The organism is Nitratireductor aquibiodomus NL21 = JCM 21793 (assembly GCF_000615975.1).
GTDB lineage: Bacteria > Pseudomonadota > Alphaproteobacteria > Rhizobiales > Rhizobiaceae > Nitratireductor > Nitratireductor aquibiodomus.
The window spans coordinates 38,059-60,023 of record NZ_BAMP01000017.1 but is presented as its reverse complement, the minus strand read 5'-3'; the positions used below and the strand labels follow the sequence as shown (position 1 = coordinate 60,023).

Genomic DNA, 21,965 nt, shown 5'->3' with positions numbered 1-21,965 from the left:
CGCCTTTTTCTGGCGGGTGCGCGGGCTCGTCGCGCGGCCACGGCTGGACAGCTTGAGGCGGTGGACCTTGCCTATAACGGCGTTGCGGCTGACGCCGCCAAGCTGAGCTGCGATCTGGCTCGCGCTCAGGCCTTCCGCCCACAGTTTCTTTAAGGTTTCGACTCTTTCGTCAGTCCAGTTCATCGGGACACGCTCCTGTCCAGCGTGCGGAATCCGAATCCATTCCCGCTCAGCCAAAGCCGAGGGAGCACCATATAATCATGGTAGGTGTGGTCCGCCGCACAAAATGTAGTCTTTTTGCTTGGGCTGAAACTACCTTATCGGCAGACTCCGTGACAAGAGTCCTTACCGTAAGCTGATTCGGTTTTTGGGGTTTTCCCCAATTTGCTGTTTTTTGCTGTCACTGAGCTGTCGTGCCTGCGTGCGTTGACAGGCAAGCGGAAACAACCGATAAATCTCACGAGTGCCGCCCCTTGGGCGGCATTTTGATTTCATTCTTTCGTACCCGTCGCTGTGCGGGGCGAAAACCAATCTCAGGCTCAGCGGAGACCGTGTGGATGCGTGAATCTGCGCTTTATGGAACTTATGCTCGTCAACCTCTCGCGTTTGAGCGGGGCGAAGGGTGCTGGATAGAGACTGCCGACGGCGATCGTTATCTGGATTTCGCCGCCGGCATCGCAGTCAATTCGCTGGGCCATGCCCATCCGCATCTTGTTGCCGCGCTGACGGAGCAGGCCGGCAAACTGTGGCATGTCTCCAACGTCTATGAGATTCCCGGCCAGGCCCGGCTCGGCGAGCGGCTGGCCGAAAACAGCTTTGCCGACAAAGTGTTCTTCACCAATTCCGGCGCCGAGGCGCTGGAGTGCGCCATCAAGACCGCACGGCGCTATCACCACGTCAACGGGCACCCGGAGCGTTACCGCGTCATCACGTTTGAGGGTGCGTTCCACGGTCGTACGCTGGCAACGATCGCTGCCGGCGGACAGGCCAAGTATCTTGAGGGCTTTGGCCCGAAGGTCGAGGGTTTCGACCAGGTGCCGTTCGACGATACGGAAGCGCTTCTGAAAACCATAGACCCGGAGACCGCGGCCATCCTGGTTGAGCCGATCCAGGGCGAGGGCGGCGTTCGCCCGATCCCCAACGCATCGCTGCGGCGTCTGCGGGAATTGTGCGACAGGCATGGTCTGCTGCTCATTCTCGATGAAGTTCAGAGCGGCGTCGGGCGCACGGGCAAGCTGTTTGCGCATGAATGGGCCGAGATCACACCGGATCTGATGGCTGTGGCGAAGGGCATTGGCGGCGGCTTTCCGCTGGGCGCCTGTCTGGCAACGGCGGAAGCGGCCAAGGGCATGACCCCGGGCACCCATGGTACGACCTTTGGCGGCAACCCGCTTGCGATGGCCGTGGGCAATGCCGTGCTGGATGTCGTGCTGGAAGACGGCTTCATGGAAAGCATCAGCAAGAAGGGTCTGCTGTTCAAACAGAGCCTGGCTGCCGTTGCGGACGAGTTCCCGGATATTGTTGAAGGTGTCCGCGGCGAGGGCCTTATGCTGGGCATCAAGTGCAGAGTGCAGAACCTGCGCCTGCTGGAAGCGCTGCGCGACCAGAAGATGCTTGTCGTGCCGGCCGGCGACAATGTGCTGCGCCTTCTTCCGCCCCTGATCATCACCGAGGATGAGATCCGCGAGGCAGTGAAGCGCATTCACGACGCCGCCGCTGCGGTCAGGGCGACCGAAAAAGCCGATGCTTGAGAAAACCAGGGAGACGGGCATGGCCAGCGGTCTGCGCCATTTCATTGATCTTTCGACCGTTGATCCGCAGGACCTGCGCTTCATGCTCGACGATGCGCGGGCGCGCAAGGAACGCCTGAAAGCCGGTGAGCGTGAAAAGCCGTTCGAGGGCAAGGCGCTGGCGATGATCTTCGACAAGCCGTCGACCCGTACCCGCGTTTCCTTTGATGTCGGCATGCGCCAGCTTGGCGGTGAGACGATCATGCTCACGGGCGCGGAAATGCAGCTCGGCCGTTCCGAGACCATTGCCGATACGGCAAAGGTGCTGTCGCGCTATGTAGACGCGATCATGATCCGCACGACAGCCCATGAGCGTCTTGTCGAGCTGGCGGAAAACGCCACCGTTCCGGTGATCAACGGCCTGACCGACGACACGCACCCCTGCCAGATCATGGCCGATATCCTGACTTTCGAGGAGCATCGCGGTCCCGTCAGGGACAGGCTGTTTGCCTGGACGGGTGACGGCAACAATGTGCTGCACTCGCTGATCGAAGCCTCGGCCCGCATGGAGTTTCGGCTTAACATCGCCGTCCCTCCAGGTAGTGAGCCGATGGAAAAATATGTCGACTGGGCGCGCGCCAATGGCGGCCGGGTGACTTTCACGAAAACCGCCGAGGAAGCGGTGGCCGATGCCGACTGCGTCGTGACCGACACCTGGGTATCGATGGGACAGGAGCATCGCGCGCGCGGCGATAACGTGTTCAAGCCCTTCCAGGTGAATGAGGCGCTGATGAAGCACGCGAAATCCGATGCGCTGTTCATGCATTGCCTGCCCGCGCATCGCGGCGAGGAAGTGACGGACGAGGTTATCGACGGGCCGCACTCGGTGGTGTTCGACGAGGCGGAAAACCGTCTGCATGCGCAGAAAGCGGTACTTGCATGGTGTCTCAACCGGTGACGAGTGAAACGAGGCAGTTGGGCGAATTCGGCTTTGCCGGCGACGATCACGTCGTTCCGTTCGACGTGGATCCGCTGGATGTGCGCGGTCGCGCGGTCCAGCTTGGACCCATGCTCGACCAGATCCTTGCCCGTCACACATATCCCGAACCGGTGGCGCGGCTGCTTGCCGAAGTCATCGTTCTGACGGTGCTTCTGGGAAGCTCGCTCAAATTCGAGGGCAAGTTCATCGTCCAGACCCGCTCCGACGGGCCGGTCGACATGCTGGTGGCGGATTTCTCCACGCCGAGTTCCATGCGGGCCTATGCGCGCTTTGACGAGGCGCGCCTTGAAGAAGCGATCGCCGCCGGCAGGGACGCTCCCGAGGATCTGCTTGGCGCCGGCGTTCTGGCTTTGACGGTTGATCAGGGCTCCGACATGCAGCGCTATCAGGGCATCGTGCAGCTCGACGGCACCACACTCGAAGAAGTGGCACGCACCTATTTCCGTCAATCCGAGCAGATCCCGACCGAGGTGCGTCTCGGCGTTGCCAAGATGGTGCTTCCGGGGGGCGAGAGCGGGCAGGAACACTGGCGTGCAGGCGGGTTACTTCTGCAGTTTCTGCCGGGGTCTCCAGAGCGCATGCGCGGCGTCGACCTTCCCGGTGGCGACGGCGACGAGGACCACGACGGCTCGACCCATCCAGAAGACGACGCCTGGCAGGAAGCGCGTATGCTGCTCGCCACCGCGGAGATGACCGAGCTGGTTGACCCCACGGTCGGCGCCGAGCGCCTGCTTTACCGTCTCTTTCATGAGCATGGCGTGCGCGTTTATGAGGGATCGGACGTGCGCGACGACTGTTCGTGCTCGCGCGACAAGATCAGGTCCGTTCTGGACGGGTTCACGCCGGAAGAGGTGGCCGACAGCATCGAGGATGGCGTCATTCGCGTCACCTGCGAATTCTGTTCGACCGAATACGTGTTCGATCCCGGCGATTTCAGTTGATCCGCGTGGCGGCACCCGGCAGATCGAGCGAGAATGCCGGGATGTCCACGTCAAAAAACGCACCGCGCGGCCCGCGCATCGTATAGCGCCCGACCATGATGCCCGAGGGGGCGGTTAGCGGGCAGCCGGATGTGTAGGTGTAACTGTCGCCCGGCTGCAGCACCGGCTGTTCTCCCACGACACCCTCTCCGCGCACTTCCTGCACCCGTCCCGTTTCGTCGGTGATATGCCAGTAGCGCGCGACGAGCTGCACGGTCTCGGGCGAATGGTTCGTGATCGTGATCCGGTAGGCCCAGACGAAATGCCCGTTTTCGGGGTCCGACTGCGCGGACAGGTAGCTGGGTTCGGCGCTCACTTCGATCGACTGGGTAACGGCTCTGTACATGGTTCAAACTCGCCTTGCGCGCACTCAACGCAGGAAGGATGGGCCCTTCCCGTGAAAGATCAAGAGCATAGCAGAGATGAGATGGCGGTTCATGTATGAGGTTCAATGATCTCCCATGACACCATTGTGAGCGGCATGAGAGGTCGAATGGCGATAAGCATGGGGCATTGAGGACAACGTGCTGGTGAAACATGCTTGACGGTTGGGCACACCGAAAGATCGATCCCGGATTATCGGCCATGGCCGCGCAGCTTGCGGCAGCGGGGGTCCGCGCCAACGCTGTCACCTATGCGGGGCTTGTCCTGGGGTTTGCCGCCGCTGCCGCCATTGCATTTCAGGCTTACTGGGCCGGGTTCGCCCTCATCCTGGCCAGCCGCTTATGCGATGGGCTGGACGGAGCCATCGCCCGAATTCACGGCAAGACCGATTTCGGGGGGTATCTCGATATCGTTCTGGATTTCGCCTTTTACGGTGCCGTGCCGCTCGGCTTCATCATTGCCGATCCCGGCGCCAACGCAATCGCCGGCGCGGTCCTGTTGCTGGCGTTCTACGTGAATGGGGCAAGCTTTCTCGCCTATGCGATCATGGCGGAAAAGCACAGGCTCAAGAGCGATGCGCGCGGTGAGAAATCGCTGTTTTTCACCACCGGGCTGGCCGAAGCGAGTGAGACACTGGCCGTATTCGTGGCCATGTGTCTCTTACCGTCCTGGTTCCCGGTTCTTGCCTACGGGTTTGCCGTTCTGACCGCCTACACCACCGTGTCACGCATTGTTCTGGCGGGCAGACGGTTCGGCTAAGCCCGCTTCAGATCACGTCCAGCGCCCGTTCTATGTCGGCAAGAAGATCGTCGCCGTCCTCGAGACCCACCGAAAGGCGCAGCGTGCCGTCGCCGATGCCCAGCTCGGCGCGTGCCTCGTCAGACAGATTCTTGTGCGTCGTCGTGGCAGGATGGGTAATCAGGCTCTTGGCGTCACCCAGATTGTTTGAAATCTGGAAGATTTTCAAAGCATTCTCAAAAGCGAACGCGCCTTTCTTGCCACCCTTCAGTTCAGCGCAGATCAGGGTCGAACCGCCCTTCATCTGCCGGGCGATGATATCTGCCTGGGGGTGATCCTCGCGTCCCGGGTAGATGACGCGGGCGACTTTGGGGTGGTCGGCGAGCAGATCGGCGATACGGCCGGCGCTCTCGGTCTGCTGGCGCACGCGCAGCGGCAGCGTTTCCAGCCCCTTGAGCAGAGTCCACGCATTGAAGGGCGAGAGGCTTGGCCCCGTATGGCGGAAAAAGTCCTGCAGTTGCTCGTCGATCCACTCCCTGTCCGAAAGGACGACACCGCCCAGACATCGGCCCTGACCGTCAATGTGCTTGGTCGCGGAATAGACGACCACATGCGCACCGAGCTCAAGCGGCTTTTGCAGAAGGGGGGTGGCGAAGACGTTGTCGACCACAAGCCGCCCACCAACTTCGTTGGCAAGGGCCGCTACGCCGGCGATGTCGGCCACTTCCAGAGTCGGGTTGGTGGGGCTTTCAAGGAAGAAAAGCTTCGTGTTCGGCCGCACGGCGGCCTTCCAGTTTTCAAGCTTCGCGCCGTCGACAAGCGTTGTCTCGATCCCGTAGCGGGGCATCAGCGTTTCAACCACCCAGCGGCACGATCCGAAAAGCGCGCGGCCCGCCACCACATGATCGCCCGCCCTGAGCGAGCAAAGCAGCGCGGCGGTGACAGCGGCCATGCCGGAAGACATGGCGCGCGCCTCTTCGGCGCCCTCCAGCGCGCACATGCGGCGCTCGAACATGTCGACGGTCGGATTGGCATAGCGGGAATAGACGAAGCCCGGTTCCTCGCCCTTGAAGCGGGCTTCCGCAGCTTCCGCACTGTCATAGACAAAACCCTGCGTCAGATAGATCGCTTCGGAGGTTTCGCCAAAATGCGAGCGGGTGACCCCGCCATGAACAAGCGCCGTCTGTGCTTTCCAGTCGTTCTCGGAATTCTCTGTCATCGCTTCTACACCCAACAAAAAAACCGGCCGCGAAAAGCCGCATGCCGGTCCGGTGATCGAGCGCGGCCTTTTAGCGACTTCTTTAACGTGGCTGCAAGCCGACCGGCCAAATCACCACGGGATAAAGGTCCATTAGACCTTCAGGCGCCTTGCGTCAACGACAAGCGGCGCTAAACCTCGTTCAATCAAACCCTGTGCAAGGAGAGGGGCGTTGGCAAAAGCGGGAATTCTGCCGGACAAGGACATTGCGGCACTGTTCGACAATGGGGCGCTCGCCTCGGCCCGCCCGCTGGATGGCGACCAGATTCAGCCGGCCAGTCTCGATCTGAGGCTTGGCACCATTGCCTATCGCGTGCGCGCCAGCTTCCTGCCGGGGCCGAACCACCGCGTTTCCGAAAAGCTCGAGAGACTCAAGCTGCACGAAATCCAGCTCGGCGAGGGCGCCGTGCTGGAGACCGGGTGCGTTTACATCGTGCCGCTGCTGGAAGGGCTCGATCTGCCAGATGGCATCTCTGCCTCTGCCAACCCCAAGAGTTCGACGGGCCGGCTCGATATCTTTACCCGTGTGATGACCGACAACGGGCAGGAGTTCGACAAGATCCCCGCCGGCTATTCCGGTCCGCTCTACATGGAGGTGAGCCCGCGCACCTTCCCGATCGTCGTGCGCACCGGATCACGCCTTTCGCAGATAAGGTTCCGCACCGGCAAGGCGCTGCTCGATGAAAGCGCGCTGGCGGACCTGCATGCGCGGGAGACGCTTGTCGCTTCGGACGAGCCCAACATCACCGGCGGCGGTATCGCGCTTTCGGTGGATCTGAGCGGCGGCGAAAACGGGTTGATCGGGTATCGCGCAAAACACCATACGGCGCTCATCGACGTGGACCAGCGCGATCAGCACGATATCGCGGACTTCTGGGAGCCGCTGACCGGCGACGGTGCGGGCGGCCTGATTCTCGATCCTGACGAGTTCTATATTCTCGTGTCGCAGGAAGCGGTGCATGTGCCGCCGCACCACGCTGCCGAGATGACGCCCTTCGATCCGCTGGTGGGCGAGTTCCGCGTGCATTATGCGGGCTTTTTCGATCCCGGCTTCGGGCATTCGTCCGCTGGCGGAACCGGCAGCCGTGCGGTTCTGGAAGTGCGCAGCCACGAGGTTCCGTTCATTCTCGAACACGGCCAGATCGTCGGCCGTCTCGTCTACGAGCGGATGCTTTCACGCCCCCGCGCGCTCTACGGCGCAGACCTGAAGTCCAACTATCAGGGCCAGTCGCTGAAGCTCTCCAAGCACTTTCGCATGCGCTGATCGTAGGGGTCAGCGCTTTTCGCGCGCCTTCTCGACAGTCAGTGCCTGCACCTCTTTGCGCAGGGCGCGGATTTCATTGAGGATGATTTCCTGCTCGGCCTGCAGGGCCGTGCGTTCTGCCGAAGCCTCTTCATCATGCTCCGCCTGCATGGCCGAGACGATAATACCGATGAACAGGTTGAGCACCGTGAAAGTGGTCGAGACAATGAAGGGGATGAAGAACATCCAGGCGAGGGGATAGACCTCCATCACCGGACGGACAATGCCCATCGACCAGCTCTCCAGGGTCATGATCTGGAACAGCGAGTAGGCGGAGAGGCCAATCGTGCCGAACCAGTCCGGAAAAGAAGCGCCGAACAGTTTGGTGGCCATGACGGCGAACACGTAATAGACGAGACCCAGAAGCAGCATGATGGAGCCCATGCCCGGCAGGGCCGCAATGAGGCCTCCGACCACCCGGCGCAGTGACGGCACCATGCTGACCAGTCGCAGAACGCGCAGGATACGCAGGGCCCGCAGCACCGAGAGCCCAGCCGTTGCGGGCACGAGGGCAATGCCCACCACCACGAGATCGAAAACGCGCCAGGGATCGCGGAAGAAGTTCTGCCGATAAACCACCAAACGGGCCAGAAGCTCGGCGACGAACACGCCAAGAATTGCCTGATCCAGCGTCTGGAGCAGTGGGCCGAAAGCGATCATGGCCCGCTCGGAGGTCTCGAGACCGAGCGTAACCGCATTGATGATGATGAGAACGGTAATGACCGCTTCGAAGCGGCGGGATTCGATCAGGCTCTTGAGCGATTGCACGTTTGGCAGTCCGATTGGTGATTTGTAGAATTGAGCGGCAAACAGGTGGGATGGAAATGGGGCGACGTCAAGCCGTCCATAACAGTCTGGCCACAAGCGTATGCTTCATGCGTGCAGACATGCAAACGCACCACGCTTTGTCACGTCAAAAAAAGAGGCAGGGAGCAGTGCTCCCTGCCTCGTTCATCATTCATTTGTGTTGGCGGTTCTCAGCCGATGGCTTCACCATCTTCGCGCCAGACGGAGATCACCGCCGAGCGGGGCTTTCCGTTGCCGTCCGGCCAGTTGCCGCCCGGATGCTGGATGCCGACGAACGCGACCTTCCTATCCGCCGACCAGGTCAGGCCGGTCACTTCGGCGCCGTTCGGCGCAGTGAGGAAGCGGGCGATTTCGCCGGTCTCGGGATTGCCCACCAGCATCTGGTTGTTGCCCTGCCCCTCGAACTCGCCTTCATTGCTGTCGTCGCCATCGGTCTGGATCCACAGCATACCGTCGTAAGAGAAAGCCATGCCGTCGGGCGAGTTGAACATATTGCCTTCGTTCACATTGTCCGACCCGGCATAGACATTGTTATACGCCTTCGGGTTGCCGGCCATGACGTAAAGGTCCCAGGTGAACGTGTCGGCGCCATGGTCCTCGCCTTCCGGCCGCCAGCGAACGATCTGGCCGAAATTGTTGGTCTCGCGCGGGTTGGGCCCCCGACGGGCTGTTCATCGCCACCGGCATTGGCCTTGACGCCGCGGTTCTTGTTGTTGGTCAGGGCGCAATAGGCCTCGACCCGCAGGGGGTTGGCGGCCACCCATTCCGGACGGTCCATTGTGGTCGCGCCGACTTTCGATCCTGCCATGCGTGAGAAGACGAGGATTTCCTCGATCGGCATGCCGGTGGTCTCCGGCGTCAGGGCCAGCCATTCGCCGGTCATGTCGTCATTGAACCTGGCAGCATAGAGCGTGCCGTCCGAAAGCAGCCCATCCGTTGGCTGGCCCTCGGCCCAGGTGCCATTGGATACGTAACGATAGATGAACTCGCCGCGCTCATCGTCGCCCATATAGACCACGACGCGCCCGTCGGCAGCCTGCACCATCTCGGCGTTTTCGTGCTTGAAACGCCCGAGCGCGGTGTGCTTGACGGGTGTCGATTCCGGATCAAGCGGGTTGATCTCCGTCACCCAGCCGTGACGGTTCGGCTCGTTGGGTTCCCTGGACAGGTCGAAACGCTCGTCGAACTTCTCATAGGCGTAGCGGCCTTCGCCGCCGATGCCGTAGCGCACTTCGCCTTCCGTGGCTTCGTGATCGGGAACCTGGCCTTCCGTGGTTTCACGTCTGGCGGTCGTGCCGAAATAGCCGTTGAAGTTCTCCTCACAGGTCAGATAGGTGCCCCAGAGCGTCTTGCCGGAGCCGCAATTGTTCATGGTGCCTTTCGGCGCGCGGCCTTCCGGATCGGCATTGGTCTTGACCAGATCGGAGCCTGCGGCAGGGCCGTCCATGGTCATCGGCGTCTCATGCGTGATACGGCGGTTGTAGGGGCTGTCGAGCACCACGGCATAGCCATCGCCGCTGTCGGCGATTTCCAGCACCGTCACGCCCTGCATGTTCTTGAGCAGTTTCACCTCGTCGGCATTGCGGGGCATGCCTTCTGCTTCTGCCGGCAGGTTGATCTTCGGGTTCACATATTCGGAATTGATGGCAAGGATCGTCCTGTCGCCATCGACAAAGGTCTCCATGCCGTCCGTGTTCTCACCGAACACCCTGTCCGACATTTCGACCGGCACGCCCGTTTCGGGTGAGTAGGCGCCTTCCGCATCCTTGAAGAGCGGGTCGCCCCAGCGCACCAGTGGCTTCCAGCCATAACCCGCAGGAACGTGAATTTCATGGTCGGTGGCAATCCCGATTGGCTCGAAACTGAACGTCGCGCCCTCCGCCTTTGCAGACGACGTGGAAGAAAGAACGCCCGTTCCCATAACGGCTGCAGCAGAGCCGAAGGCCAGCACACCGCCCAGGAACCCGCGACGCGAAATGGCGCGCTCCACAACGGCATCAAAGGCGTTGTTGTCAGGGCGCGGGTCGCGCATTTCGTCGAATTCGTCCCACGACAGGCGAACGATATCCTGCTTGTTCATGACGGCAGTCCTCTGGCTGTTTGGCTGGATCGAGCCGCCTGTGGCGGCATCTGCCGGTAGTCGTAGCGAATGCTTGCGACAGGATTGTTACATCACTGTGTCCAGACGGCGAGACTGACGTTGAACTGAAAAGGCCGACCGTGGCGTACGGTCGGCCTTTCAGATGATCGTCGCATTACCGGTTTCGGAGAGACTAGAACTTCACCGCGGTGTGGAAGGTGAAGGTGCGGCCTGGCGCGTAAACTGGATCAATGCCACCGCGGTTCGAGCTTGCGGCAAAGCCGGTGCGCTCAAAGTAGGTTTCATCGAACAGGTTCTCGACGCCGACGCGGATGGTCATGTTTTCATAGGACGGAGGTGTCCACTCGGCATATGTGTTGACCACCGTGTAGGCTGGCTGGTCGTAAAAACCTTCTGCCGTGGCATACGCATCGGAAATCTTGCCCGCCCACGCCAGCGATGCGCCGAGCTTCAGATTGTAGTCGGGGATTTCATGATCGATGTAGAGCGTGGCCATGTCGCCAATCGGCATGAACGTTCCGCTGTTGGGCAGTGCCGACACACCGCCCACTGTCACCTTGGCCTTGGTGAACGTGGCACCGATCTTCGTATTCTCCCAACGGTAACCCGCATTCAGCGTCACACCGCGTGAGCGGGCCTCGTTTGGAGAATTGTGCAGCGTGGCGCCCGTTCCCCATTCATAAACGGGAAGGCCGTCAATGCGCGTATCGAAGAAGGTCACGCCGGCGTTCCAGTTCTCGCCGCCGAAATTCGCACCCACTTTCAGGTTCTGCGCCGTGCCGGCGCTGAAACCGGGGTCCGTGGTGAAACTGTCGTCTCGGGCATGCACATAGCCATAGTCGCCGATCACATAGCCAAGCCAGGTGCGCGAGGCGCCTGCAAACACCTCGAAATGATCGTTGAACTTATAGGAGACCGTTGCGTTCACGCTGGCGCCGCTGTCGGAGAACTTGTTGTCGTTCCAGTCGGTGAAGCGATGCCCGTCATAGCGCACGCCGGTCGACAGGTTGAGGCCGTTGTCGAATTCGAAGCGCCCCTGCGCGAAAGCGCCGAGCTGAAAGGTCGAGAAGTCGCGGTAGCGGCGATTGTTGTTGCCGTAATTGTCGGTGAAATAGCCATGCCGCCCGAAGTCGACACCGGTCGTGATGTTGCCGTAGTCGAAGGTGAAACGGTTCTGCACCTTACCGCCGAACAGATCTTCGTCCAGGGCCATGTTGCCGTTGGTGCGGTTCTGGTAGTTCGGACGCCAGTAATCGTTCTCGCTGTAATAGAGCGTCACCTCCGGGTCCCACATGTCGGTGGGGGCGGTGGTGGTGTATTTCAGGTTCACGGCATCCCGCGCGACCTCGAGCGGATGCACCGTATCGCCGGCGAGCCCCATGTTCATCTTGATCAGGCGGTCGGCCTTGTCGCGGCTGCGCTCATAACCAAGCTCGATGCGATGACCTTCTGCTTCATAGCCGAGCTTGGCGAGAATGTTGCGGGCCGCGGGCTCGGTGCCGAGGATTTCCAGCCCGTCGCCATTCTCATAGTTCTTGCCGGTTGCACCATGGGTCATGAGGAACCAGTCGAACCCTTCATGCCGGCCATAACCGGCGGCACTGCCCGATAAGCCGCGGCCGTTCGTGCCATAAGAGAGGCCAAGCCGCGCACCCAGGTTCTTTCCGTCTTCAAGCAGATCGAGTGCGCCGACGGTCTCGTAGCGGATCGCACCCGCTGCCGCGCCAAAGCCGGAATCGGCGGCGGCGGCGCCGGCTTCTACCTCGACGCGCTTGAGGAACACGGGATCGACGACGTTGGAGCCGTGTGATGCCAGCTTGTCGCGGTCTGCGGCACGCCGTCGACACTGACAGCCAGGTGCGACTGTTCCATCCCGAGGACGTGAATGCGCTTGGAAGGGCCGCCACCGCCCGAGACGCTGATGGAGGATTCACGCGTGAAAAGCTCGGAAACGTTGCTCGGTTGCAGGATCTCCAGGTCTTCCTGCGTGACGACGGTTCCGCCCGTCGCCTCAATGTTCTCCTTGCCGTCGCTGATGACGGTGATTGTATCGAGGACGGTTGTGGTCGGGCTGTTTTCCTGCGCCTGCAATGCTGATGAAAGCGCAAGCAACGAAACGCCGGTGAGCGGCAGTATCCGCGTGAACGTCATTTTCTTTCCCTGTTAATCCCCGGCCGGCAAGCGCTTGGCCCCGGCTTGGCGGCCATAAGTCTGATGATGCACAGGGCTGGAACCGGATGAGGCGCTGAGACCGTGCAGGCTGATGCAACCGTGCTGCGTCCATGCCCCATCATAGTCGCCCCCTTGCATGCGGACTTCCCAAGCCCCGTGCCGGGTGCCCGTTGCCTGTTTATGGCGGCGGGCTTGCTTCTCGCACCAGCACGGCTTAATCTTGAGAAGATCGGTCATGTATATGTTTGGCCACGAGAAGGAGTCGAGCCGAAAGAGTTTGTCGGGAACCGCAATTTCTTAGGCTCAAACGGCATTGTGCCGGTCCTGGTGCAGCTGCGCCGGATCGGTGTCAGGGTCATTGAATGCAGTACACATCACAGGAACTTTTTGTGGGTGCCCTTGAGGGAGTGCCGAACTGCACGTCCGATACGCGTGAGCTGCACATCTGGCCGAAATTCATGCTGATGGTGCTCTTGCAGGGCGCTCAGCACTTCGTGGTCGATGAAAGGCATTTCGAGATCGACGCAGGCACGGAAGAGGCGAGCTCTCCGGTTGTGTTCATGCTGAACGTGGCCAAGGACAGTCGATTACGTTTCTTCAACGACAGCCGTACCCCGCTGCGCAAGGTCATGATTTCGGCGCCATTACCCTGGTTGCAGCGTCTCTTCGACACGCAGGGTGAGGCGCAGAAATCGGTGTTGCAGAGCTTTTTTTCGCAGCACCTCGCCCACTTTTCGTTTGAGCCCGGTCAACACATCGTGCAATCGGCGCAGAAGATCATGCATCCGCCGCCCGCACTGGAGGGAGAGTTGAGTTCCCTTTATCTGAGAGCGCAGGGGCTCGACTTGATGTGGCAGTCATTGCTCACCATGCTGCTGACAGGAAGGAACATCTTCCCGCGCCGACACTCATGAGCCTGCGCTATTGCGAGCGCGCACGTGATTTTGTCATTGGCAATCTGGACCGGGAACTGACGATAGGCCTGATAGCCCGCGAGGTTGGCTGCAGCGCGTCCACCCTGCAGCGGCATTTCAAGACGCATTTCGGGATGACGGTCTTCGACTTCATAAGGCAGAAGCGTCTCGAGGCCGCACGCACGGCACTCGCCGACGATGGTATCCCGATCTCGCACGCAGCGCATCTGGCTGGCTACAACAACATTTCGAGCTTCACGACGGCCTTTCGAAGGGCATATGGCGTTACGCCGAAACAGGTGCGTGTTTAGCGCAGTTCCAGGAAAGACGGAAAACGGCTTTCTGTCGACGCACCGGGCAAAAAACCCGGCGCGAGGCAGGCATGGCGCCCGTGCTGGCAAGACATTTAAAACGTGACGCCGAGTGTCGCCTTCAGCCCATGGTCGCCGGCATCGGATGCGATCCTTCCAGAATAGGAAAGTCCGAGCCTTGCCGCCGGCGTGAGCGCGACCCGTGCCTCCAGGTCGAGCGCCAGCATGTCCCGGGCCACGGGCACCCCGGCTATTGTGAACACATCGCCACCGGCAAACTGCATCTGTGTTGCCGGATCCGTGTCTCCGAAGGCGTGCTGCCAGCCGATGCCGCCCGTCAGTTCAACGGAGGCTTTTCCGCCAAGGGCGAGCTCGGTCCCGGCGCGAAGACCGAGGTTGGTGAATGTCGTGCCTATTGTCGTTCCAGCAACCGTCAGGGCCGCTCCACCACCGGTCTCGGAGAAGTCTCCGGTCTTGAGCCTCACATGCGCAACGCCGGCATAGGGTTCAAATCGCATCGTATTGGCCTCAAGCCGATAGCCCGCCTCGCCGAAGAACTGCATGGTCGAAGCATTGTATTCCCCGGCGAGCGCATCATTGAATCCGGTAAATGCGACCGCGCGGCTCGTGTCGAGCGCGTGCCAGGCGAATGCCGCACCGCCGCGCACGCTGAAATCGCCCCACTGCTTGCCGCCGTAAAGGCCGAGATGCCAGCTGTCGGCATCGCCTGACGACGAACGGTCGTCTACATCAATGGCCGAACGGCTATAGCCTGCAAGCAGACCGAGCTGCAGGCCTTCGGCGATGAAGGCATCCGCGCCCACGAGCAGGCCACCAATGGTGCGATCTGTCTTTGCGGCGTTTCCGTCACTTTTCCATTTTGCGTCGGCGCCAAAGGCATGTGCCCACAGGCTGGGCCTTTGGTGGGCTTCGTTCATCTCGCGGGCATCCTCGCCATAGGCAAGGATCGGGGTGGACAGGGTGCCGGCGGCTGCATAGCCCCTACGCAGCCGATCATTTGCGGCCTCTCGCGGAAAGCGGCTGTCTTCAAGGAGCGCGGATGTGCTGGAAGCGTAAATCTCGCCTGAGAGCTGATCCAGCGCGCCCGGCAATTCCGCGCTCCCCAGATTGAGCACTGCGGCATGCAGGCCGCCTGATCCGATCGAGAGTACGCCGCCACATGTTGACGTCTGGTTGAATGTCATGCCGGCCGGGCAGCCGGTGCTCTGTGAAGAGGTGAGGAAGACATTGGTTCCGCTGTAGCTGTCGGTGAAGTCCAGCAGGGGATAATCGTCGGTGACGGCAGTAAACTGGCCGGCCACACTGCCTGCCGAGATAATCGTGTAGGTCAGACCGGGTGTATAGGTCGATCCGTCATCGGTTCCGTTCTCCGGTTTGACATGGATCGTGCCCGCGTCGATTGCGACGGCGCCGGAAACGTTCAGGTGATCATTGTTCGTTCCGGCGGTGTTGCCGCCATCGTTCAATTCCACTTCGAACACGGAGCCGGCGTGGAAATTGGCGCTCGCCGCGTTCAACGTGCCAATCGAATTGCCGGGCGCCAGCGTGCCGCCGGCATTGATCGTCGCGGTTTCGAGGGTTCCCGACCCGCCCAGAACGCCACCATCGACGGTGATTACGCCGCCGAGCGTTCCATTGACCAGAAACCGCCCGCCGGAAACCGTACCGCTCCCCGTGAAGGCCGCGCCATCGCCCGTATAGATGGTCTCTCCGGATTCCTGAAGGAACTGGCCCGTCCCGAACATATCGGGGTTGAACAGATAACCGGTATTGGTGTGGTTGAAGACCAGCCTCGCGCCGGGCTCGTTCAGATAGAGTTTTGGCGTTGAGAGATTGCCGGCTGTCGCAGCCGCGTCGCCGGAAGCCGCGCCGATGTTCAGCGTTCCGCTGGAGCCGTCGCTGCGTTGGACATAGACTTCCGTGCCTGCGGACGCCGTCCCATTGTCGGTGAGTGTCAGCGTGCCTTTGCCGCCGCTGCCGACATCCAGCTCATAGGTTGCGTTCAATTGGGAACCGGCGCCACTGATGATGGCCTGCCCTTCCGACCCCGGCATGTCGCCAAGATAGATCGAGGCGGCAGAGACGACACCCTCACTCTCGACGGTAAGGCGGCCTTTGCCCTCGTCGCCCAGATACAGATTCTGCGAACTGGTCCATGTCGATCCGGTATCGGATATATAGACAGAACCATCCGATCCCGTTTCCGAACCGACATAGCCATCCGTGTTGCTCACCGCGCCGCCGCTGTTGATGGCGAGGCTTCCAACACCTTCATAGGCGATTGTCAGCGTCTGGGCATTGATCCATTTCGCATTGGTACCGCCGACGGAGACGCGCCCCTGCGCGCCGGCGGCCGAGCCCACATAGCCATCGCTGTTCTCAACGGTCGCGCCGTCGACGATGAAGAGAACGCCAATGCCCTTTTCGCCAACCGACAGATCGTTTGTGTTGATCCATTTGGTGTTGTTGTCACGTAGGTCCGCAAATCCGTTGACGAGCGCTGCATTGCCGATGAAGCCCTGCTGGCTTGTAACCTTGGCGCCATTTCGCAGGCGCAACGTGCCGTCGTAGGTGTCTCCCACGGTCATGTTTCCGGCGTTGTTCCACTCGGACCCTGGTCCTGAGACCTGCACTGTGCCTTTGCCGGTGGTGCTGCCTGCCTTGTGACCGAGCAGGCCGTGCGTGCTGTTGAGGACGCCGCCATTCTCGATGCGCAGATATCCGCTGGAGGGCTGGCTGCCGTCGAACCCGACATGCACCTCGTGCGCATAGCCGGGCGTCGCCCCCTGAAGGATCGGCACGTTGCTGCCGGGCGGCGTGGAGATATGGGCGGTGTCTCCGGCAACCGGCACGCTGCCACCCCAATTGTCAGCCAAAAACCAGTCCGAGGACACCCCGCCCACCCAGGACGTGTTGGTTTGCGCCAACGCCGCATCTGGCAGAGCGCAGACCGAGCCGATTGCTATGGCGCTGGCGGACAGCATCGCCGCACGCATGGTTCTGCCGAGGGTCGATCCGGTTGAAACGGATTTGCAAGCGTTTTTCGCCGGGGCGGAAAACATGGTCATGAAATCGTGTCCTCTCGATTAGCGGGGACGCGAAAGCCGAAGCGGGCTGCCTGTTTCAGGCACGACCAACCCCGGCAAGCGTCCCCCCGACGCTTTTCCGCACTGTTTACATGTGAGGAAAACATGCCTCATGATGCACATTCACTACGAGCGCGCTTGGCGTTTCGGATACACTGGGGGTGACCGCGCATATCGGCTTGCCTGAGCGGAGGGGGAACTTGGAAGACCGGCTCGCTATACTGACCACGCTGGCCTATGGGGCAGCGCTTGACGACGAAAAATGGGACGCCTTTCTGCAGGCGTGTTCCGATTTGGTCGGTGGCGGCGTCAGGACCTGCCTTTTTGGTTATGATGCAGATGCCCGCATTGAACTGGGCGCCAGGCAGTTTGGATATGATCCCGCGTATCAGCTCTCATATGCGGCCTACTATTCCCAGAAGGACTTTCTGGCAGCCCGGCTGATGGAAGAAGGCCCGGGACGGGTTGTGCCTTATGGAGAGGTCTGGAACGACTTCGGTCTGCGCAACACGGAATTCTATGATGATTGGGTGCGGCCGCAGGAGGACATCATCGGCGGCTGCTCGGTGCTTCTGTTCAAGCAGGAGAAGCGCCTTTTCGCCTTCAGTGGAAGCATTCGCTCTCGGGATTCCGATCAACTTGAAAGACCCTGGCAGCGGATTGTCACCTATCTGACGCCGCATTTGCGCCAGGCCTTCGAGGTGGCAAGAGCGCTGGCTGGTGCAGAACTCGAAAAGAAAGCGATGGTGAACGTTCAAAACCCTGCCAGAACAGGCTGTCTGGTGGTGTCGAGGGATCGCAGGATCGTGTTCGCCAATCGGCAGGCGGAAAACATGCTGGATTCCGGGGAGCTTGTCCGCAGCGATTTCAGACAAAGGCTGCTGTTTGCGGACCCGACCTGGGACCAGCGTCTTGGTCAAATACTGGCGAGCCGGATTCTGACGACACCGCAGACGTTGCGCTTGCTCAACGATCTACCCACGCCGTTCATATGCCGGATCGCGCCTCTGGGAAGCGACGATCTCGGCACACGGTCTTCCGGTATGCTTTTCGGCAGAGAGGAACCCTGCTTCCTGCTGACGATTTCGCAGGAACATGACGTTCCCGATATTGGTGAAAGGCTGCGAAACCGGTTTGGTCTGACCCCGCATGAGGCACAGGTGGTTCTGCATGTTTCATCTGGTTTGCTGGCAAAAGAAATCAGCGAAATTCGCGGTACCAGTGTCCACACGGTGCGAAACCAGATTCATAATGCCATGAGTAAAATGGAAGTCCGCCGCCAGTCCGAGATCGTGCGGATCGTTGCAGCAATGCGGAACCCTTTGCTGCAATAAATATTTATATAAATTTGAACATATGCTCAGATAAAAATACTAAAGAATCAAAAATACGACCGATCCATTCGTACTATAAGAATAAAATAGTTTGCCGATTTAATCGAATCATTACAATTGTTGTGCAGCCTTTCTATGCGGGTGGGTGGCTGAATGAATTCCTGATTCGGGAATTAGCTGAACCATGAGGGGACAGCATGCGGACTCATTTCCTATTCGCTATGACCGCCCTGGGTGTATTCTTAGTAACGCTGAAGCCTGCTTTCCCAGCCACTGCCACTGGCTCGATGAATGTCCAGATACAGATCATTGCCGAGTGTCTCGTCACGTCGGCTACGGATCTCGACTTTGGCACTGAAGGCATTATTGCTTCCAATATTGACCAGACCAGCACGATCTCGGTTCAATGCACTGACGGCACCCCTTACAATGTAGGGCTCGGAGCGGGAGCCGGCAGTGGCGCGACCGTCACCAACCGACTGATGACCGGACCGGCCTCCGCCACGATCAGCTATGCGCTCTACCGGGATTCCGGACGAACGCAGAACTGGGGGGAAACGGTCGGTACCGATACGGTTGCCGGCACCGGAGACGGCAACGTTCAGGCAATTACGGTGTATGGCAGGGTGCCCGCGCAGGCAACGCCGGGCGTCGGCACATATACTGATAGCGTCACCGTTACTGTTACGTACTGATTTAGGGTCAGGAGGGAAAACGCCATGCGAACCCTGCTTACAGGCCTCGGTGCGATCGCACTTTTCGCGCTGTGTGGTCTATCGCCTTCGAGTGCGGCCTCGCTGCGGGTTGCGCCGACGACCGTCGACATGATCGCACCCGACAGCGCCGCAGTTCTCAATCTTCGAAACGAAGCAAATCGACCCATCAACGTTCAGGTGCGCGTCTACAGATGGACCCAGGAAGGCGGTATCGACCGACTCCAGCCGACCAGGGACGTCGTTGCAAGCCCTCCCGCGACCCAATTGCCTGCTGGAGCCGACTATGTTCTCCGCATTGTGCGGGTGGCCAGGCGTCCCGTGCAGGGAGAGGAGAGCTATCGCGTGGTGGTCGATGAACTGCCAGACCGGGCCCGCCAGAGGGCCGGAACGGTGAGCCTGGTGGTCCGACATTCGATCCCGGTCTTCTTCAGAAGTGAGGATGCGGGCGCGCCTCAGGTTGCCTGGAGTGTCAGCCGGAGTGGAGCGACACTGATGCTTGTCGCCCGGAACAACGGAGCTGGCAGGCTCCGGCTTTCGGACGTCAGGGTCAGCCAGGGCGCAAGGCGCATAGGAAGACGCGACGGGTTAGTCGGCTATGTCCTGGGCGGGGCAACGATGCAATGGCCGATTGGAAGTGCCGGTAGCGTTGGGGGCGGGCCGGCGGCGCTGAGGGCACAGAGCCATCTTGGACCTGTCGAGGCAACGGTCCCGGTTCGCTAGCCGACTGACTGTTCTCGCTCTCCTTGCTCTGGTCGCATCACCCGCAATCGCGGAAACTCAGGCAACCGATGCGCCGGCTCTGGAAACGGGGGCAACCAGAATGGCCGACCGGGAACTCTATCTTGAGGTCTTCATCAATGAGGAGCCGACCGATTTGATCGGTGCCTTTGTGCATCGATCCGATGGAGAACTGGCTTCGTCGCAGGAAGAGCTGGCTGAGCTGGGCATCAGGCCACGCACCACGGCGCGGGATCGCACCGGCCTCATCAGCCTCGACAGGCTGCCGGGCCTCACCTATCGCCTCGACGAAGCTGCACAGCGACTTTACGTGTCGACCGGCGATGCGGGTCGGGCTCCCAGGGTGATCGATCTTTCGGTTACGGCAGATCAGGAAAGACTCAAGCCCCGGTCCGACACTGGCGCGGTGCTAAACTACGCGCTGTTTGCAGGTTCGAACGCGCTGTTCGAAGGCGATGGCGCGTTGTTTCGGGGTGTTTCAGGCAGCTTCGATGGCCGCTTGTTCAGCCGGTTCGGAACGCTGAACCAGTCATTCATTGCTGAGTATTCCGACGGTGCTTTCAACGGCTTCACCCGATTGAACACCACCTGGGCGTATTCAGACCCGGAGCGCATGCTCACCTTCAAGGCAGGGGATTTCATTTCCGGAGGACTGTCCTGGACCCGGCCGGTCTATCTCGGCGGTCTCCAGATGCGGCGCAATTTTTCACTGCGGCCCGATCTGGTCAGTCTGCCCCTGCCGTCATTCTCCGGGACTGCCGCCGTGCCTTCGACGCTCGAAGTCTATACGCAGAACGCCAGAACCTATTCTGGAGACGTGTCGTCCGGGCCATTCAGGGTGGTCAACCTGCCGGTCTTCACGGGTTCCGGCGAAGCGCGCGTCGTTCTCCGCGACCGGTTTGGCCGGGAGACGGTGACGACCCTTCCCTTCTACACCTCCAGTATGCTCCTGCGTGAAGGCCTGCTCGACTTCTCGGTTGAAGCCGGGTTCCCGCGGCGCAACTTCGGCCTCAGATCCAGCGACTACGACGAACGCGTCTATGGCATTGCCAGCGTTCGCTACGGGCTCACCAACTGGTTGACGCTTGAGGGGCATGTCGAGCTTGGAGAAGACCTCGTGAATGCAGGCGCAGGAGTGGCATTCCCACTTGGAACCTACGGCGCTGCCTCCGTTGCCGTCGCGGGAAGCCGCAGCGGCGGCCAGACAGGCGGGCTGGTCAACGCAACGCTCGAACTGCGCCACAACGACTGGAGCTTTTACGGGCGCATCCAGCGCGCGTTCGATTCCTATCAGGATGTGGCATCGATCACCGCAGACCGGACCTCGGCCGGAAGTGGGCTTCCGGTGTTCAGCGCGGGCGTGCCCCGGGCTGTCGATCAGGTCGCCATCGGTGTGCCTATGCCACTGGACCTGTCCAGTCTCAATCTTTCCTATACGCATCTGAAGGATGCCGACGGGGACAGAAGCCAGATCCTCGGCCTGTCATACAGCCAGCGAATATTCGAGAGGGGCAACCTCTATGCCAGTGCCTTCACGGATCTGGAAGACGACGACAGTTTCGGTATCTTCGCCGGTGTGTCCTTCCCTCTCGGCGGCGATGTAAATGTGACCACCGGCGTCGAAAGCAGGCCCGCTGGCGTGAACGGATTTGTCGAACTCGCCAAATCCGAAAAGCTGGAGAATGGCAGTTTCGGCTGGCGGCTCCGCACCTCTGAAGGAGAAACGCCGGACCGCAGGGCATCCGCCAGCTATCGCGCGTCCTTTGCGCGGTTCGAGGCGGCGATCCAGCAGCACGACGACAAGGTCAGGGCGACAGCGCAGGTCGATGGAGCCATCGTGGTGGCCGGCGGAGGCGTGTTCGCCACGACCCGTATTGACGATGCGTTCGCGGTTGTTGATGTCGGAGCGAGCGATGTTGTCGTGAAGCACCAGAACAGGCCGGTGGGCAGGACCAATCGCCAGGGCAGAATCCTTGTTCCCCGCCTGAATTCCTATGAGCGCAACACCGTGTCGATCGACCCGGAAAATCTCCCGGTGGACGCCAGTGTGCCAGCCACCAGAGAAATTGTGGTGCCGGCATATGGCAGCGGTGTTGTGCTGGATTTTGGTGTCTCGGACAGCCCGAACGCAGCCCTTGTGGAGTTGGTCGATGCGGATGGCATTCCTCTCCCGGTGGGCCTTTCCGGTAGGCTTCGCGGTGGGGACGAATTCGTCGTGGGGTATGACGGTCAGGCCTATCTGACCGGACTTCGAGCCCGGAATGCCCTCACGGTTCTACGACAGGACGGTACGTCATGTTCCGCAGAATTTTCCTACGAGCCCGACCCGGGCAGTCAGGTGACAATCCAGGGTGTCACATGCAGATAGATTT

General features: G+C 60.7%; 14 protein-coding genes, 3 pseudogenes and 1 riboswitch. Of the genes and pseudogenes, 10 read left to right on the top strand and 7 right to left on the bottom strand.

Annotated elements, in window-relative coordinates:
* Positions 1-183, bottom strand: a 183-nt coding sequence (locus JCM21793_RS28625) for a GcrA family cell cycle regulator (RefSeq protein ID WP_280113503.1), incomplete at its 3' end; no start/stop codon positions are given.
* A 374-nt stretch (positions 184-557) separates the two neighbouring features.
* Between JCM21793_RS28625 and JCM21793_RS07185 the strand changes: the two genes are divergently transcribed.
* From JCM21793_RS07185 to JCM21793_RS07175, 3 genes are read left to right on the top strand one after another with little or no spacing between them, the layout of a single operon-like run.
* Complete coding sequence (locus JCM21793_RS07185; protein ID WP_025029931.1) at positions 558-1,751, top strand: aspartate aminotransferase family protein; 1,194 nt, start codon at positions 558-560, stop codon at positions 1,749-1,751.
* 19 nt (positions 1,752-1,770) lie between these two features.
* On the top strand, positions 1,771-2,688 hold the full coding sequence (argF, locus tag JCM21793_RS07180; RefSeq protein WP_025029930.1) for an ornithine carbamoyltransferase: 918 nt from the start codon (positions 1,771-1,773) through the stop codon (positions 2,686-2,688).
* A complete protein-coding gene (locus JCM21793_RS07175; protein WP_025029929.1) occupies positions 2,670-3,671 on the top strand; it encodes an Hsp33 family molecular chaperone in 1,002 nt (333 codons plus the stop codon). The genes argF and JCM21793_RS07175 overlap by 19 nt, the downstream gene beginning before the upstream one ends.
* On the opposite strand, the gene apaG is transcribed toward JCM21793_RS07175, so the two are convergent.
* A complete protein-coding gene (gene apaG, locus JCM21793_RS07170) occupies positions 3,664-4,056 on the bottom strand; it encodes a Co2+/Mg2+ efflux facilitator ApaG/CorD (protein WP_007007647.1) in 393 nt (130 codons plus the stop codon). The genes JCM21793_RS07175 and apaG overlap by 8 nt on opposite strands.
* A 191-nt stretch (positions 4,057-4,247) precedes the next feature.
* Between apaG and JCM21793_RS07165 the strand changes: the two genes are divergently transcribed.
* Positions 4,248-4,853 carry a CDP-alcohol phosphatidyltransferase family protein gene (locus tag JCM21793_RS07165; protein WP_025029928.1) on the top strand — a complete coding sequence of 202 codons (606 nt, stop codon included), beginning with the start codon at positions 4,248-4,250 and terminating at the stop codon, positions 4,851-4,853.
* Between the two features lie 7 nt (positions 4,854-4,860).
* Here JCM21793_RS07165 and JCM21793_RS07160 read toward each other — a convergent pair whose 3' ends face one another.
* A complete protein-coding gene (locus JCM21793_RS07160) occupies positions 4,861-6,051 on the bottom strand; it encodes an O-succinylhomoserine sulfhydrylase (protein ID WP_025029927.1) in 1,191 nt (396 codons plus the stop codon).
* 50 nt (positions 6,052-6,101) lie between these two features.
* A riboswitch (SAM riboswitch) is annotated at positions 6,102-6,179 on the bottom strand.
* Between the two features lie 83 nt (positions 6,180-6,262).
* Here JCM21793_RS07160 and JCM21793_RS07155 point away from each other — a divergent pair.
* Positions 6,263-7,354 (top strand): 2'-deoxycytidine 5'-triphosphate deaminase, encoded by a 1,092-nt coding sequence (locus JCM21793_RS07155; protein WP_025029926.1) that lies wholly within the window; start codon positions 6,263-6,265, stop codon positions 7,352-7,354.
* 9 nt (positions 7,355-7,363) lie between these two features.
* On the opposite strand, the gene JCM21793_RS07150 is transcribed toward JCM21793_RS07155, so the two are convergent.
* From JCM21793_RS07150 to JCM21793_RS30160, 3 genes and pseudogenes are all read right to left on the bottom strand, one after another.
* Positions 7,364-8,161, bottom strand: a complete 798-nt coding sequence (locus JCM21793_RS07150; RefSeq protein ID WP_007007643.1) for an ion transporter — start codon at positions 8,159-8,161, stop codon at positions 7,364-7,366.
* A 209-nt stretch (positions 8,162-8,370) separates the two neighbouring features.
* Positions 8,371-10,280, bottom strand: a pseudogene (locus JCM21793_RS24625) (PhoX family protein).
* Positions 10,281-10,473: 193 nt separating this feature from the next.
* Positions 10,474-12,452, bottom strand: a pseudogene (locus tag JCM21793_RS30160) (TonB-dependent receptor domain-containing protein).
* A 479-nt stretch (positions 12,453-12,931) separates the two neighbouring features.
* On the opposite strand from JCM21793_RS30160, the pseudogene JCM21793_RS31195 reads away from it, so the two are divergent.
* A pseudogene (locus JCM21793_RS31195) lies at positions 12,932-13,698 on the top strand (helix-turn-helix transcriptional regulator).
* Between the two features lie 95 nt (positions 13,699-13,793).
* Here JCM21793_RS31195 and JCM21793_RS07125 read toward each other — a convergent pair.
* The gene (locus JCM21793_RS07125; protein ID WP_025029924.1) at positions 13,794-16,787 is read right to left on the bottom strand and encodes an autotransporter outer membrane beta-barrel domain-containing protein; all 2,994 of its coding nucleotides are present in this window, start codon (positions 16,785-16,787) and stop codon (positions 13,794-13,796) included.
* Positions 16,788-17,005: 218 nt separating this feature from the next.
* On the opposite strand from JCM21793_RS07125, the gene JCM21793_RS07120 reads away from it, so the two are divergent.
* From JCM21793_RS07120 to JCM21793_RS07105, 4 genes are all read left to right on the top strand, one after another.
* Positions 17,006-18,139: a helix-turn-helix transcriptional regulator gene (locus JCM21793_RS07120; protein ID WP_025029923.1), complete on the top strand. Its 1,134-nt coding sequence runs from the start codon at positions 17,006-17,008 to the stop codon at positions 18,137-18,139.
* Positions 18,140-18,336: 197 nt separating this feature from the next.
* Positions 18,337-18,834 carry a Csu type fimbrial protein gene (locus tag JCM21793_RS07115; protein WP_025029922.1) on the top strand — a complete coding sequence of 166 codons (498 nt, stop codon included), beginning with the start codon at positions 18,337-18,339 and terminating at the stop codon, positions 18,832-18,834.
* Positions 18,835-18,858: 24 nt separating this feature from the next.
* Entirely contained in the window at positions 18,859-19,575 is a 717-nt protein-coding gene (locus JCM21793_RS07110; protein WP_007007636.1) for a fimbrial biogenesis chaperone, read from the top strand.
* Positions 19,576-19,675: 100 nt separating this feature from the next.
* Positions 19,676-21,961, top strand: coding sequence for a fimbria/pilus outer membrane usher protein (locus JCM21793_RS07105; protein ID WP_081784655.1), 2,286 nt, complete (start codon positions 19,676-19,678; stop codon positions 21,959-21,961).
* Positions 21,962-21,965 lie beyond the last annotated feature (4 nt).